The sequence below is a fragment of the Brevundimonas sp. genome, from assembly GCF_013912005.1.
Taxonomy (GTDB): Bacteria; Pseudomonadota; Alphaproteobacteria; order Caulobacterales; family Caulobacteraceae; genus Brevundimonas.
Map to the genome: position 1 here is coordinate 1 of NZ_JACESB010000025.1, position 12,866 is coordinate 12,866.

At 70.9% G+C, this 12,866-nt stretch carries 15 protein-coding genes; 10 read left to right on the forward strand and 5 right to left on the reverse strand.

The genetic code is table 11. The features are described from left to right. Positions 1–67 precede the first annotated feature (67 nt). From H2038_RS13040 to H2038_RS13050, 3 genes are read left to right on the forward strand one after another with little or no spacing between them, the layout of a single operon-like run. Positions 68–1,009 (forward strand): mechanosensitive ion channel family protein, encoded by a 942-nt coding sequence (locus H2038_RS13040; RefSeq protein ID WP_292113987.1) that lies wholly within the window; start codon positions 68–70, stop codon positions 1,007–1,009. A 3-nt stretch (positions 1,010–1,012) separates the two neighbouring features. Then, a complete protein-coding gene (locus H2038_RS13045) occupies positions 1,013–2,032 on the forward strand; it encodes a low specificity L-threonine aldolase (RefSeq protein WP_292113989.1) in 1,020 nt (339 codons plus the stop codon). A 31-nt stretch (positions 2,033–2,063) separates the two neighbouring features. Then, complete coding sequence (locus tag H2038_RS13050) at positions 2,064–2,222, forward strand: hypothetical protein (RefSeq protein ID WP_292113993.1); 159 nt, start codon at positions 2,064–2,066, stop codon at positions 2,220–2,222. Positions 2,223–2,225: 3 nt separating this feature from the next. Here the strand turns inward: H2038_RS13050 and H2038_RS13055 are convergent, their stop codons facing one another. Then, the gene (locus H2038_RS13055) at positions 2,226–2,798 is read right to left on the reverse strand and encodes a sigma-70 family RNA polymerase sigma factor (RefSeq protein ID WP_292113996.1); all 573 of its coding nucleotides are present in this window, start codon (positions 2,796–2,798) and stop codon (positions 2,226–2,228) included. A gap of 70 nt (positions 2,799–2,868) precedes the next feature. Between H2038_RS13055 and egtB the strand changes: the two genes are divergently transcribed. Continuing rightward, a complete protein-coding gene (gene egtB, locus H2038_RS13060) occupies positions 2,869–5,121 on the forward strand; it encodes an ergothioneine biosynthesis protein EgtB (protein ID WP_366926503.1) in 2,253 nt (750 codons plus the stop codon). A 56-nt stretch (positions 5,122–5,177) separates the two neighbouring features. Here egtB and H2038_RS13065 read toward each other — a convergent pair whose 3' ends face one another. Both H2038_RS13065 and H2038_RS13070 read right to left on the reverse strand, forming a co-directional pair. Continuing rightward, complete coding sequence (locus H2038_RS13065; protein WP_292113998.1) at positions 5,178–5,402, reverse strand: general stress protein; 225 nt, start codon at positions 5,400–5,402, stop codon at positions 5,178–5,180. Between the two features lie 127 nt (positions 5,403–5,529). Further along, the gene (locus H2038_RS13070; protein ID WP_292114001.1) at positions 5,530–5,712 is read right to left on the reverse strand and encodes a hypothetical protein; all 183 of its coding nucleotides are present in this window, start codon (positions 5,710–5,712) and stop codon (positions 5,530–5,532) included. A 115-nt stretch (positions 5,713–5,827) separates the two neighbouring features. On the opposite strand from H2038_RS13070, the gene H2038_RS13075 reads away from it, so the two are divergent. Beyond that, positions 5,828–6,121 carry a hypothetical protein gene (locus H2038_RS13075; protein ID WP_292114004.1) on the forward strand — a complete coding sequence of 98 codons (294 nt, stop codon included), beginning with the start codon at positions 5,828–5,830 and terminating at the stop codon, positions 6,119–6,121. On the opposite strand, the gene H2038_RS13080 is transcribed toward H2038_RS13075, so the two are convergent. After that, positions 6,118–6,819: an MBL fold metallo-hydrolase gene (locus H2038_RS13080; protein ID WP_292114006.1), complete on the reverse strand. Its 702-nt coding sequence runs from the start codon at positions 6,817–6,819 to the stop codon at positions 6,118–6,120. The genes H2038_RS13075 and H2038_RS13080 overlap by 4 nt on opposite strands. 183 nt (positions 6,820–7,002) lie before the next feature. On the opposite strand from H2038_RS13080, the gene tig reads away from it, so the two are divergent. The 4 genes from tig (at position 7,003) to H2038_RS13100 (ending at position 10,553) form a co-directional block, all read left to right on the forward strand. After that, a complete protein-coding gene (gene tig / locus H2038_RS13085; RefSeq protein WP_292114008.1) occupies positions 7,003–8,346 on the forward strand; it encodes a trigger factor in 1,344 nt (447 codons plus the stop codon). A gap of 149 nt (positions 8,347–8,495) precedes the next feature. After that, positions 8,496–9,410 (forward strand): hypothetical protein, encoded by a 915-nt coding sequence (locus H2038_RS13090; protein ID WP_292114010.1) that lies wholly within the window; start codon positions 8,496–8,498, stop codon positions 9,408–9,410. 102 nt (positions 9,411–9,512) lie between these two features. Next, positions 9,513–10,160: an ATP-dependent Clp protease proteolytic subunit gene (locus H2038_RS13095; protein ID WP_292114012.1), complete on the forward strand. Its 648-nt coding sequence runs from the start codon at positions 9,513–9,515 to the stop codon at positions 10,158–10,160. A 75-nt stretch (positions 10,161–10,235) separates the two neighbouring features. Next, positions 10,236–10,553: a hypothetical protein gene (locus H2038_RS13100; protein ID WP_292114015.1), complete on the forward strand. Its 318-nt coding sequence runs from the start codon at positions 10,236–10,238 to the stop codon at positions 10,551–10,553. Between the two features lie 3 nt (positions 10,554–10,556). Here the strand turns inward: H2038_RS13100 and H2038_RS13105 are convergent, their stop codons facing one another. Then, positions 10,557–11,204, reverse strand: coding sequence for an HAD-IB family hydrolase (locus tag H2038_RS13105; protein WP_292114018.1), 648 nt, complete (start codon positions 11,202–11,204; stop codon positions 10,557–10,559). Positions 11,205–11,394: 190 nt separating this feature from the next. Here H2038_RS13105 and clpX point away from each other — a divergent pair, with 190 nt between their 5' ends. Continuing rightward, positions 11,395–12,669, forward strand: a complete 1,275-nt coding sequence (gene clpX, locus H2038_RS13110; RefSeq protein WP_092312018.1) for an ATP-dependent Clp protease ATP-binding subunit ClpX — start codon at positions 11,395–11,397, stop codon at positions 12,667–12,669. Positions 12,670–12,866: the final 197 nt, after the last annotated feature.

A 12,866-nucleotide genomic window follows, 5' to 3' on the forward strand; every position in this document is an offset into this window, starting at 1 on the left:
GGCGTAAGGGAGGCCGTCGGCCGCGGGCGGGCTTCCAAATCGCGCCGCAGACGTTAGACCCGGGCCCATGTCCGACCTGCTCTCCCCCCTGAACCAGGCCGTCGCCGCCGGCCGCGAGGCCGCGAGCCTCGACGTGGCCATGGTCGCCAAGCTGACCGACATGGCCGGCGACCTGGCGGTCAACCTGCTGATCGCCCTGCTTATCCTCGCCGTCACCATCATCGCCTCGCGCTGGGCGGCGCGGGTGGCGAAGCGGGTGCTGGGGCGCATCCGCGGCTTCCGCGAGGATCCCACGGTGCTCAGCTTCGCGTCCCAGGTGGCGCGGGTGCTGGTGCTGATCGTGGGCCTGATCGCGGTGCTGCAGCGGCTGGGGGTGCAGACCACCTCGATCATCGCCGTGCTCGGGGCCGCCTCCCTCGCGGTGGGCCTGGCCCTGCAGGGGACGCTGTCGAACGTCGCGGCCGGGGTCATGCTGCTGATCCTGCGCCCCTACCGGGTCGGCGACGTGATCGACCTGAACGGCGTCGCCGGCACGGTGCAGCGGCTGGACCTGTTCACCACCCAGATGTCGAACGCCAACAATCACAAGATCGTGGTGCCCAATTCGAAGGTGCTGAGCGACGTGGTGGTCAACCTCACCGGGCAGAAGACGCGGCGCATCGAGATCAACTTCACCGTCGGCTACGGCGAGGATCTGGCGGCGGCGCGCGAGGTGCTGGCCGGGGTGGCGGCCGGGCACGGCAAGGTGCTCGACGACCCGGCCCCGTGGACCGGGGTCACCGGCCTGCTGGACAGCTCGGTCCAGATCACCCTGCACGCCTGGGTCCACTCCGAGGACTGGTGGCAGACCCAGGCCGACCTGATGCAGGGCGGCAAGGAGGCCCTCGACCGGGCGGGGATCGAGATTCCGTTCCCGCACCAGGTCGCCGTGCCCTACGGCGACGAGCGGGACGTGATGCCGGTGGTCCGCGTCCGGCGGGAAGTGGTCGACGCGGCGGAGGAAGGCTGAGACATGCGCTACGACTTCGGCTCGGACAACACCGCCGGCATGGCCCCGGCCGCCCTCCAGGCGCTGGTCGAGGCCAACGCCGGGTTCGCCCGCGCCTACGGCTCCGACGACCTGACGGCGCGCGCCGCCGACCTGATCCGCCAGCGCCTCGACGCGGACGCGGAGGTGCGTTTCGTCTTCTCCGGCACCGCCGCCAACGCCATCGCCCTGTCGATGCTGGCCTGGCCGCACGAGGCGGTGATCGCCCACCACGCCGCCCACGTCTGCACCGACGAGACCGGCGCGCCCGGCTTCTTCGGCCACGGCGTCGGCCTGATCGGCCTGCCGGGGTTCTCGGGCAAGATCGACCGGCTGGCCCTCGAGGCGGCGCTGGACGAGCCGGAGGTCGGCCATCGCCAGCCGCCGGCGGCCCTGAGCCTGACCCAGTCGACGGAGTATGGGGCGGTCTACACCGAGGAGGAGCTGCGCCACCTGATCGAGCCGGTGAAGCTGCGCGGCTACGGCGTGCACATGGACGGGGCGCGCCTGGCCAATGCGGCGGCGGCGGGCTTCGACCTTCCGTCGATCGCGCGGCTGGGGGTCGACGTGCTGGTGTTCGGCGGCGCCAAGGCGGGGGCCCTTTGCGCCGAGGCGATCGTCATGTTCGACCGCTCGCTGGCGCGCCGCATCGACAACCGGCTGAAGCAGGCGGGGCAGACGGCGTCCAAGGCACGCTTCCTGGCGGCGCCCTTCGTGGGCCTTCTCGAGAGCGACGCCTGGCTGACCGGCGCGGCCCACGCCAACCTGATGGCGCAGCGGCTGGCGGAGGGCGTCGCCCTGCGCAGTCCGTTCATCCTCGCCCATCCGGTGGAGGCGAACGCCGTGTTCGTCCGCATGCCCGCCGAGGCGCACCGGCGGCTGAACGAACTGGGCTGGGCCTGCTACCGGTTCGACGACGGCTCCGTCCGCTTCGTGTGCTCGTGGGCGACCACCGAGGCGGCCGTGGACGAGCTGCTGGCCGACGTGGCCTCGCTTTCGGCGTGAGCCGGGCGGGCCCCGCGCGCATGGCGGCCCGATGACGAAGCGCGATCCCGGCCGCCCCGGCGATGCGGCCCGCGTGGATGCGGCGCTGCGCGCGGCCTACCGCCGCATCGAGGCCGAGCCGGCGCCGGAACGTCTGCAGGCGCACCTCGACGCCCTGGCTCCCGCCGCCCGCAAGGACCGGCGCGCCTGACCGTCAGCCGTCGCCGCGCGGCATGTCCATCACCTCGGCGAGGCGGTTGCGGGCGCGGTTGACGCGGCTCTTGATGGTGCCCAGGGCGCAGCCGGCGATCTCGGCCGCCTCCTCGTAGGACAGGCCCGCGGCGCCGACGAGGACGATCGCCTCCCGATGCGCCGGCGGCAGGTCGTCCATGGCCGACCGGAGCCGGCCCAGCTCGACCGTCCACTCCTGGGCGCCCTCGGCGGAGAGTCCCGCCGCATGGCGTCCTTCCTCGTCGGCCACCTCGCGCTGCCGCCGGGAGAGGGCGGAGTACCAGGAGTTGCGCAGGATGGTGAACAGCCAGGCCCGCAGATTGGTGCCGCCCTCGAACCGGTCGCGGTAGGTCCAGGCCTTGGTCAGGGTCTCCTGCACCAGGTCGTCGGCGTCGGCGGCGTTGCGCGAAAGGGACCAGGCGAAGGCGCGCAGGGACGGGATCAGGACCGTCACCGCCTCCCGCCAGCGGCGGGGCTCCACGATGCCCTGCCGGGCTCCGGCGGTGGCTTCGGTCGCGTCGGCGGCGCCCGCGAACGGCGCAAGATCGGTCGGCATCCAGCGATCCCGTGACTGTCACACGTCGCCCGCAGGAGCGCCCGGCGACCCTGGCGGAACGTCACCCCCGATGGCCCGTTCCTTTGTCGGACCGGCGACATTGCCCGCGACGGTGGCGGTCTGGACCCCGCCGCCCCATCTGACCGACGAGCCGAAGGGGGATCGCCGTATGAACACCTGCAGCCGGATTTCGACCCCGGCCGACGCCGATCTGGCCCGGTTCCGCGAGGTGAGGGCGGCCCTCCCGGCGCTCGCCCGAGGATTGTCCGCGGAAGACCTCGCCGCGCAGTCGATGCCGGATTGCAGCCCCGGCAAATGGCATCTGGCGCACTCCACCTGGTTCTGGGAGGCGATGCTCCTGTCCGGGGAGCCGGGCTATGCGCCGGTCGACCCGGCGTGGGGCCGGCTGTTCAACAGCTATTACGAAGCCCTCGGCGACCGCGTCCCGCGCACCGAGCGCGGCCTGATGACCCGGCCGGGCCTCGACGAGGTGCTCGCCTACCGGCGCGAGATCGACCGGCGGATGGCGGCGTGGCTGGGCGAGGGCCGGACCGACGGCCGGACCCGCTATCTCGTGGAGCTCGGCCTGCACCATGAACAGCAGCACCAGGAGCTGTTCCTGATGGACCTGCTGCACCTGATGTCGCGCTCGCCGCTGGAGCCGGCCGCCTATGCGGGCGAGCCGGGGGCCGCGCCGGCGGCGGACCGCCGGGACGGGTGGATCGCGCTGGAGGGCGGGCTGGTCGGGATCGGCCACGACGGCGGCGGCTTCGCCTTCGACAACGAGGGGCCTGCCCACCGGGTGTGGCTGGAGCCGTACGCGATGGCCGCGGGCCTGGTCGCCAACGACGACTGGATCGCCTTCATCGAGGACGGCGGCTACCGCCGGCCCGAGCTCTGGACCTCCGACGGCTGGGCGACGGTCCGCGCCGAGGGCTGGACCGCGCCGCTGTACTGGCAGCGGGAGGACGCGGCGTGGACGGCCATGACCCTGGCCGGGCGCCGGCCGCTGGAGCCGGACGCCCCGGTGCGCCACGTCAGCTGGTACGAGGCCGACGCCTTCGCGCGCTGGGCCGGCGCGCGCCTCCCCACCGAGGCCGAATGGGAGCACGCGGTGCGGACGAAGCCGGAGGCCTTCGCCGACGCCTTGGGCGCGCTGTGGCAGTGGACCGCCTCGCCCTACACCCCCTATCCGGGATTCCGCCCGACCGAGGGGACGGCCGCGGAGTACAACGGCAAGTTCATGGCCAACCAGCTGGTGCTGCGGGGCTCCAGCTTCGCGACCCCGGAGGGGCACGCGCGCGTCAGCTACCGCAACTTCTTCTATCCCCACCAGCGCTGGGCCTTCGCCGGGCTGCGGCTGGCGCGGGACGCCGAGCCCGGCGACGGCGCCCGGGCCGGGGCGGACGGCGACTTCGCCGCGGCCCTGCTGGACGGCCTTTCGGCCTCGCCGAAACGGATGTCGCCGAAGTGGTTCTACGACGCCGAGGGCTCGCGCCTGTTCGAGGACATCACCCGCCTGCCGGAATACTATCCGACCCGGCAGGAGGCGGAGCTGCTGCGCCGCGTCGCCCCCGACTGGGCGGGGCGGTTCGGGCCCGGCGCGGTGCTGGTCGAGTTCGGCTCGGGCGCCAGCGAGAAGACCCGCATCGTGCTGGACGCCGCGCCGGACCTCGCCGCCTATGTGCCGATCGACATCAGCCCCGACGCGCTCGAGGCCGCCGCCGACCGGATCGAGGCCGGGTATCCGGCGCTGAAGGTGCGGCCGATGGTCGGGGACTTCCTCGCGCTCGACGCCCTGCCGGAAGACGTCGGGCCCGGGCGGCACGTGGGCTTCTTCCCCGGCTCCACCATCGGCAATCTCGAACCCGGGGAGGCCGTCGCCTTCCTGAAGGCGGCGCGCGACCTGCTGGGGGAGGGGGCGCTGTTCATCCTGGGCGTCGACCTGGTCAAGGACCCGGCGGTGCTGGTGGCCGCCTATGACGATGCGGCGGGGGTCACTGCGGCGTTCAACCGCAACCTGCTGGTGCGCGCCAATCGCGAGGCGGGCGCGGATTTTCCGGTGGACGAGTTCCGCCACCGGGCGCTGTGGAACCCGGAGGCCTCGGCGATCGAGATGCATCTGGAGGCGGGGCGCGACATGACCGTCGGGATCGGAGGCCGCCGGCTCGGCTTCGCCCGGGGCGAGACCATCCACACCGAGAGCTCCCGCAAGTTCACGCGGACGGCGGTCGACCGGCTCGCGGCGGCGTCCGGATGGCGGCTGTCGGATTTCCGCGAGTCCGTCGCGCCCGCGGTGGCGCTGGCCCTGCTCGAAACCTGAGCGGAAAGAAAAAGGGGCGGCTCCGTCGGAGCCGCCCCCTGTCGCCGCTTGTGCGCCTACTCTGCGGCGGGAGCGCGCTCCCGGTTGCGGGAGCCGTGGGAGGCCTCGCCGCCCTTGCGGCCGGCCTGTGCGGCCAGGCTGCGGTCCTGCGAGAAGCTCCGCTTCTCGCTCGGCACGCTGGCGCCGCCCTTGCGGGCGATCTCGCGTTGGCGTTCCGGATCCATCGAGGCGAAGCCCCGCTTGGAGACGCCGGAGGCTCGCGGGGGCTGACTCTGAGCCATCGGGGGTTCCTTTCGTGGCGCTTGTGACGGTCGCCGATTGAACCCCCGGGCCCCGCTCAGGTTCCGGCGGCGCGGTCACAGAAATGCGAACGAATCACAGGGCTTGGACGAGAGGCGGCGCGGACGCTCATCCGCCGGCCTCCGGGGGCGTCCCGCCCGGATCGATGTCCGGACCCGGCGTGTCCGGCGGGACGACGTCCGGCGGTCCGCCCGGCTCGAAGTCCGGCGGGGGAACGGGGTCGATGTCCGGCCCCGGCGTGTCGGGCGGGGTGATCTCGGGCTGGGCGGGGACGGGTTCTATCCAGGTCATGGTCGGCTCCTTGCGTCCCGGACCAACACGCCGCAGCCCGCGCCGTTGCATGGGCCGGGAACCGCGGCCGACGGTCGTGGTTCATCCGGCTCACCCCCCGCCCGAGGATACCGAGATGAGCGACACCGCCCCTGGACCGAACTCCGAAGAAGACATCGTGGACGCCATCGACACGGACACAACGCGCCTCGAGCGGGCGGCGGACGACATCCTCGCCGGCGGCGAGGCGGACGGGACGGCGGAGGCCCGGCCGCTGCGATCCGCCCTGCGCGAGGACGCCGGCCTGGTCGGCGGCTGGGGACGGGAGCGGGCCCGGCGGCTTCGCGGCGCCGTCGAACAGGAGCCGATGCGGGCCTCGATCTACGCCCTCGGCCTGGGCGTGATCATCGGTCTGCTGGTCGCCCGCTAGGACGGCCCGCTCGCCGGACGGGCGATCGGCGCGCGCTTCAGCGCCTCGTCCGAGACGAAGGGGTTGCTCCGGCGTTCGGCGCCGAAGGTCGATCCGGGGCCGTGGCCCGGCACGAAGGCGACGTCGTCGCCCAGCGGCCAGAGCCTGGTGACGATGGCGTTCAGCAGGCTGGCGTGATCGCTGCGCGGGAAGTCGGTGCGGCCGATCGACCCCTGGAACAGCACGTCGCCGACCTGGGCGAACCGCGCCTCGCGGTTGAAGAAGATCACGTGCCCGGGCGTGTGGCCCGGGCAGTGGTAGACCTCCCACGCCGCCTCGCCGAGCGTCAGCCGGTCGCCGTCCGCCAGCCAGCGGGTGGGCATGAACGCCCGCGCCTCGGGCAGGCCGTACATCTGGCCCTGGGCCGGGATGCCGTCGATCCAGAACTGGTCGTCGGGGTGCGGGCCGATGATGTCGAGACCGGTCTTCTCCTGCATCTCCGCCGCGCCGCCGGCGTGGTCCAGGTGGCCGTGGGTGATCCAGATGGCCTCCAGCGTCACCCCCTGTCTCGCCACGCCCGCGAGCAGGGCGTCGACGGATCCCCCCGGATCGATGATCGCTCCCTTCAGGGTCTTCCGGCACCAGACGAGGGTGCAGTTCTGCTGCAGGGGCGTGACCGGGAAGACGGCGACGCCGATGGGGGGAGGGGACTGGGTCATCCGGGCTGGATAGCCGAGGCCGGGCCGCGCCGAAACCGCCGGGCTCACGTTGACCTTTCGGGCGGTGATCGACATAAGGGCGGGCTTCAAAGGCGCCGCCTCGCAAGGGCGGCCCTTGTTGCTTTCCCACACCGCGCAGCGCCTGCCGATCCGGCGCCGCCCCAGAGCGTCAGAATCCCGACCATGCAAGTCGTCGAAAAGTCCTCCGAAGGCCTGAGCCGCGTGATCGCGGTGACCATCCCCGCCGCCGAGCTGAACGCGAAGCTGGACGCCCGCCTGAAGGAAGTGGCGCCGCAGATGAAGCTGAAGGGCTTCCGTCCGGGCAAGGTGCCGGTGGCGCACGTGAAGAAGACCTTCGGCCGCGACCTGATGGGCGAGATCGTCAACACCGCCCTGAACGAGACCAGCCAGAAGGCGCTGGACGAGGCCAAGGTGCGGCCGGCCGCCCCGGCCGAGATGAAGCTGACCTCGGACATGGACAAGGTCCTGACCGGCGGCGAGGACCTCGCCTACGAGATGGAGCTCGAGGTGATGCCGGACTTCACCCCGGTGGATCCGAAGACGCTGAAGCTGAACCGCCCGACCTACGAGGCCTCGGACGAGGACCTGGACGAGGCGCTGAAGGAACTGGCCGGACAGGCCAAGACCTACGAGGACAAGAAGGGCAAGACGGTCAAGGCCGCCGACGGCGACCAGCTGACCATCGACTTCGTCGGCAAGATCGACGGCGAGGCCTTCGAGGGCGGCTCGGCCACCGACGCCGACCTGGTGATCGGCTCCAACCGCTTCATCCCCGGCTTCGAGGAGCAGCTGAAGGGCGCCAAGGTCGGCGAGGAGAAGACCATCGAGGTCACCTTCCCCGAGGACTACCAGGCGAAGCACCTCGCCGGTAAGGCCGCGACCTTCGACGTCACCGTCAAGGCCATCAAGGCCGAGGCCGAGACCAAGGTCGACGACGACTTCGCCCAGCGCATCGGCATCGAGTCGCTGGACAAGCTGAAGGAGCTGCTGCGGCAGAACCTGAACCAGCAGTACGCCGGCGCCGCCCGCTTCAAGCTGAAGCGCGCCCTGCTGGACGAGCTGGACAAGGCCCACGACTTCCCGCTGCCGCCGAAGATGGTCGAGGCCGAGTTCGACGGCATCTGGCAGCAGGTGCAGGCCGACAAGGACGCCGGCCGCCTGCCGCCCGAGGACGCCAAGAAGTCCGAGAAGAAGCTCAAGGAAGAGTACCGCAAGATCGCCGAGCGCCGCGTGCGCCTCGGGCTCGTGCTGGCCGAGATCGGCCGCGCCAACAACGTGCAGGTCACCGACCAGGAGCTGAACAACGCCATCATGAACGAGGCCCGCAACTATCCGGGCCAGGAACGCCAGGTGCTGGACTTCTACCGCCAGAACCCCAACGCCGCCGCCCAGATGCGCGCGCCGATCTACGAGGAGAAGGTCTGCGACCTGATCTTCAACACCGCCGAGGTGACGGACGCGCCGATCACCAAGGAAGAGCTGCTGAAGGAAGACGACGAGGCCTGATCCACGCCGTCCGTCTGTGACAAGGGCCCGCCGGCTGCGCCGCGCGGGCCTTTTTGTCGACCGCGACCGGTCCGGCGCGCCTCTTCGCTGCGGGGGGACTGGCGCGAAGCCCCGAGAGGGCGCAATCGTGCGCGACGGGGAGGATTTCGATGAGCATGATTGCAGCAGTTCTGGCGGCCGCGCTGGCGGCCTCGGCGCCGCAGGATCCGCCGGGAGGCGTCGTCGCCGCCCCGCAGGAGGCGGCGACGGAACTGGACGCGATCACGGTTCGCGGCCGCCTCGAAGACAGATCGCGCGCCTTCGTCGAGGAAGTCAGCCGCGCGCCGGGCCGCCGCCCGCTGGCCCGCTGGAACAGCCCGATCTGCGCCGGCGTGATGAACATGCAGGCCGACTCCGCCCAGTTCCTGATCGATCGTATCGCGACGGTGGCTGCCGTCCTCGGCGTGGAGTCCGGCGAGCCCGGCTGCGATCCCAATCTGATGATCCTCATGGCCCGCTCGGAAAACGCCACCGAGGTGATGCGCGAGGCGGTGCGGGAGAGGGTTCTCGCCTTCAGTCCGTCGCGGAACGGCACCGACCTGGGGCGGGAAAAACTCGACGAATTCGTCAACTCCGACGCGCCGGTCCGCTGGTGGCACATAGCCCTGCCGGTGAGCGCCGAAACCGGAGCGCCGGCGATCGCGCTGGACGGCGAGGATCCGCCCGACGTGGTCTCGCCGGGCATCTCGCGCCTGCATCCCCCGATCCGCAACGACCTGGTCCGCGTCTTCGTCGTCATCGACGCGGACAGGGTGGCGGGCGTCTCTCTCGCGGCCCTGTCCAACTACGTCGCCATGGTGGCGCTCGCCCAGGTCGACCCCGAAACGGACATGAGCGAGTCCGACACCATTCTCAACCTGTTCAATCCCTCCCGCCCCGGCGGAGGGCGCATGACCGACTGGGACGCGGCCTTCCTGCTGGCCCTTTACGATGGCCGTTCGAACCCGGTCGGACGGGCCGCGCAGCAGCGGGAACTGGCCCGCGACATGGTGTCCGAGCTGACCGGATCCGGCCGCGGCGGATAGAGCCGGAGGCCGGGCGTCTTGCGCCGACGCCCCGCCGGGGCGATATCCCGAAAGAGGCTGACGACCGCCGAGTCGCGCCCATAGCATCCCGAGAAGGCCTGAATGCGCGATCCGATCGAACTGATGAACATGAACCTCGTCCCCATGGTGGTGGAGCAGTCCAGCCGGGGCGAGCGGGCCTTCGACATCTTCTCGCGCCTGCTGCGCGAGCGGATCATCTTCCTGACCGGGCCCTTCGAGGACGGCATGGCCTCGCTGATCTGCGCCCAGCTGCTGTTCCTCGAGTCGGAGAACCCGAAGAAGGAAATCAGCATGTACATCAACAGCCCGGGCGGACAGGTCCACTCGGCGCTCGCGATCTACGACACCATGCAATACATCCGCTCGCCGGTGTCGACGGTGTGCATGGGCATGGCCGCCTCGGCCGGCTCGCTGATCCTCACCGCCGGCGCCGCCGGCCAGCGCGTCGCCCTGCCGAACGCGCGGATCATGGTGCACCAGCCCTCGGGCGGCTTCCGCGGCCAGGCCTCGGACATCGAGCGTCACGCCGAGGACATCCGCTACACCAAGCGCCGGCTGAACGAGATCTACGTCCACCACACCGGCCGCACCTACGAGGAGGTCGAGCGCACCCTCGACCGCGACCACTTCATGAACGCCGAGGAGGCCAAGGCCTGGGGCATCGTCGACCACGTCTACGACCGTCGCGAGCAGGCGGACTCGGACGGGGTGAAGACTCCCGGCTCCTGAGCCGGCCCGGAGCTTGAACCGCGGAAAAGGCGCGCCCCGGGGGCGCGCCTTTTCCTGTTGTGCTATCAGGCGGCGATGCAGACGCGAGACACCCGCGGAACCGTCGAGGTCGACGGCGACGTCTATCACTGGGAGCTTCGCCGCCAGCCGCGGCCGACCTCGGGCGGCCGGTGGGAGGGCATCGCCGTCACGCTGCGGCTGCAGGACTTCAGGCGCGAGGCCGTGGTCCAGTTTCCGCCGCCGCTCCGGCCCAACGGGCGTCCGGACGTCGAGAAGCAGTTCGTCAACGTGGAGCACGTGCGCAACGCCGTGGCGGCGGTGATCGAGGCCGGCTGGAATCCGACCTCCCGCGGCAAGCCGGTCGCCTTCGACGTCGACGCCGAGGGGCGCTGAGAGCTACGGCCGGCCGGTGAAGACCCGGAAGCCGGGCTGGTCCGCGATCGCCAGCATCTCCGTGTCGCCCGACGTGTCCCCGTAGGCCGCCGCCAGCCGCACATCGTCGCCATAGGCCGCGCACAGACGCCGCACCTTCTCCTCGCCGCGACAATTGGGCCCGGCGAAGGCGCCGGTGACGCGGTCGTCGGCGTCGAACACCAGCGGCGTGCCGAGCAGGGCCTCGGCCCCCAGGCGACGCGCGAAGGGGGCGACGGTGGTCTCCGGGCTGGCGGTCACGATCACGCGATGGGCGCCGCGCGCGCCCCAGTCGTTCCAGACCGCCAGGGCGTCGGGGCGCATGAAGCGATCCCAGACACGGTCGGCGAAGCGCTCGGCCTCCGCCTCCAGGTCCCGGCGGGCCGCGCCGCCGAGAAACTCCCGCGCCGCCGCCGCCTTGATCCGTCCGCGGTCGCGGTCGCGGGCGTAGCCCGCCACCGCCGGGGCCAGCTTCACCAGGCCGAGCGCCCAGCCGCCGCGGCCGGCGCGCCAGCGCAGGAATTCGGTGAAGCTGTCACGGATCGTCAGGGTGCCGTCAAAATCGAACGCGACGATGGCCTGATCCTTGCGAGGGGACTGGCCGACGGGGGCGCGGCTTCCCATGTCAGACATTCGCCGCGATCCCCATCAACAGTGAACGCTCCGATTCCGTCTTCGACCACGCTTCGGCGGGGTTGTGGCGGCGGCGGGGATGGGTGATTGTCAATTTTTGAAGACCTTCGCGCCCAATGTTCGGGAATCAAACGCGGAGGAAGCGCGTTCGGCCCCATATCGGATCGAACGTCGAGAGTGAGAAGGGTCTATGACCAAGGCAGCCGGCACCGACGCTAAAAGCACGCTCTACTGCTCGTTCTGCGGGAAGAGCCAGCACGAGGTGCGCAAGCTCATCGCCGGACCGACCGTGTTCATCTGCGATGAATGCGTCGAACTGTGCATGGACATCATCCGCGAGGAGCACAAGATCAGCTTCTCCAAGGCGAAGGACGGCGTGCCGTCGCCGAAGGAGATCCGAGAGGTCCTCGACGACTATGTGATCGGCCAGAGCCACGCCAAGAAGGTGCTGAGCGTCGCCGTCCACAACCACTACAAGCGCCTGAACCACGCGACGAAGAACAACGACGTCGAGCTGGCCAAGTCGAACATCATGCTGATCGGGCCGACCGGCTCGGGCAAGACGCTGCTGGCCCAGACGCTGGCGCGGATCATCGACGTGCCCTTCACCATGGCCGACGCCACGACGCTGACCGAGGCCGGTTACGTCGGGGAAGACGTCGAGAACATCATCCTGAAGCTGCTCCAGGCCTCGGACTACAACGTCGAGCGGGCCCAGCGCGGCATCGTCTACATCGACGAGATCGACAAGATCTCGCGCAAGTCCGACAACCCCTCGATCACCCGCGACGTCTCGGGCGAGGGCGTGCAGCAGGCCCTGCTGAAGATCATGGAAGGCACCGTCGCCTCCGTGCCCCCGCAGGGCGGCCGCAAGCACCCGCAGCAGGAGTTCCTGCAGGTCGACACCGCCAACATCCTGTTCATCGTCGGCGGCGCCTTCGCCGGCCTCGAGAAGGTCATCGCCGCCCGCGGCGACAGCGTCTCGATCGGCTTCGGGGCCAAGGTCAAGGAAGTCGACGAGCGCCGCACCGGCGACATCCTCAAGGAGGTCGAGCCGGACGACCTGATGCGCTTCGGCCTGATCCCGGAGTTCATCGGCCGACTGCCGGTGCTGGCCACGCTGGAGGACCTCGACGAGGAAGCCCTGGTCAAGATCCTGACCGAGCCCAAGAACGCCCTGGTCAAGCAGTACAAGCGGCTGTTCGAGATGGAGAACGTCGAGCTGACGTTCACCGACGACGCCCTGTCGGCGGTGGCCCGCAAGGCCATCACCCGCAAGACCGGCGCCCGCGGCCTGCGCTCGATCCTCGAGGGCATCCTGCTGGAGACCATGTTCGAACTGCCGACCTTCGAGGGCGTCGAGGAGGTGGTGGTCAACGCCGAGGTCATCGAGGGCAAGGCCCAGCCGCTGCTGATCTACGCCGAAACCAAGGGCAAGAAGGCCGCGCCCGACAGCGCCGCCTGATCCGGCCCGGGAACGACAGGGAAGGGCGGTCCGGCGCGGGCCGCCCTTCTTCGTGACCGCCGGGGCGTGGCGCGCCGGCCACAGCACGGCCGGGGCGGAATTCTCCCCGAAGCGGTGGGCCGCAATCCGGGCCGGGCGCGATCCGCCGATGCGGCGCACGATCCGTGCAGCCTGGCCGCCGCCCATTGGTCCCCAGT

Coding starts and splice junctions, on each gene's coding strand:
- H2038_RS13080 (WP_292114006.1), bottom strand. CDS start 6,819: ATGACCCAGTCCCCTCCCCCCATCGGCGTCGCCGTCTTCCCGGTCACG.
- H2038_RS13090 (WP_292114010.1), top strand. CDS start 8,496: ATGAGCATGATTGCAGCAGTTCTGGCGGCCGCGCTGGCGGCCTCGGCG.
- clpX (WP_092312018.1), top strand. CDS start 11,395: ATGACCAAGGCAGCCGGCACCGACGCTAAAAGCACGCTCTACTGCTCG.
- egtB (WP_366926503.1), top strand. CDS start 2,869: ATGGCCCGTTCCTTTGTCGGACCGGCGACATTGCCCGCGACGGTGGCG.
- H2038_RS13105 (WP_292114018.1), bottom strand. CDS start 11,204: ATGTCTGACATGGGAAGCCGCGCCCCCGTCGGCCAGTCCCCTCGCAAG.
- H2038_RS13050 (WP_292113993.1), top strand. CDS start 2,064: ATGACGAAGCGCGATCCCGGCCGCCCCGGCGATGCGGCCCGCGTGGAT.
- H2038_RS13045 (WP_292113989.1), top strand. CDS start 1,013: ATGCGCTACGACTTCGGCTCGGACAACACCGCCGGCATGGCCCCGGCC.
- H2038_RS13065 (WP_292113998.1), bottom strand. CDS start 5,402: ATGGCTCAGAGTCAGCCCCCGCGAGCCTCCGGCGTCTCCAAGCGGGGC.
- H2038_RS13075 (WP_292114004.1), top strand. CDS start 5,828: ATGAGCGACACCGCCCCTGGACCGAACTCCGAAGAAGACATCGTGGAC.
- H2038_RS13095 (WP_292114012.1), top strand. CDS start 9,513: ATGCGCGATCCGATCGAACTGATGAACATGAACCTCGTCCCCATGGTG.
- H2038_RS13055 (WP_292113996.1), bottom strand. CDS start 2,798: ATGCCGACCGATCTTGCGCCGTTCGCGGGCGCCGCCGACGCGACCGAA.
- H2038_RS13100 (WP_292114015.1), top strand. CDS start 10,236: ATGCAGACGCGAGACACCCGCGGAACCGTCGAGGTCGACGGCGACGTC.
- tig (WP_292114008.1), top strand. CDS start 7,003: ATGCAAGTCGTCGAAAAGTCCTCCGAAGGCCTGAGCCGCGTGATCGCG.
- H2038_RS13040 (WP_292113987.1), top strand. CDS start 68: ATGTCCGACCTGCTCTCCCCCCTGAACCAGGCCGTCGCCGCCGGCCGC.
- H2038_RS13070 (WP_292114001.1), bottom strand. CDS start 5,712: ATGACCTGGATAGAACCCGTCCCCGCCCAGCCCGAGATCACCCCGCCC.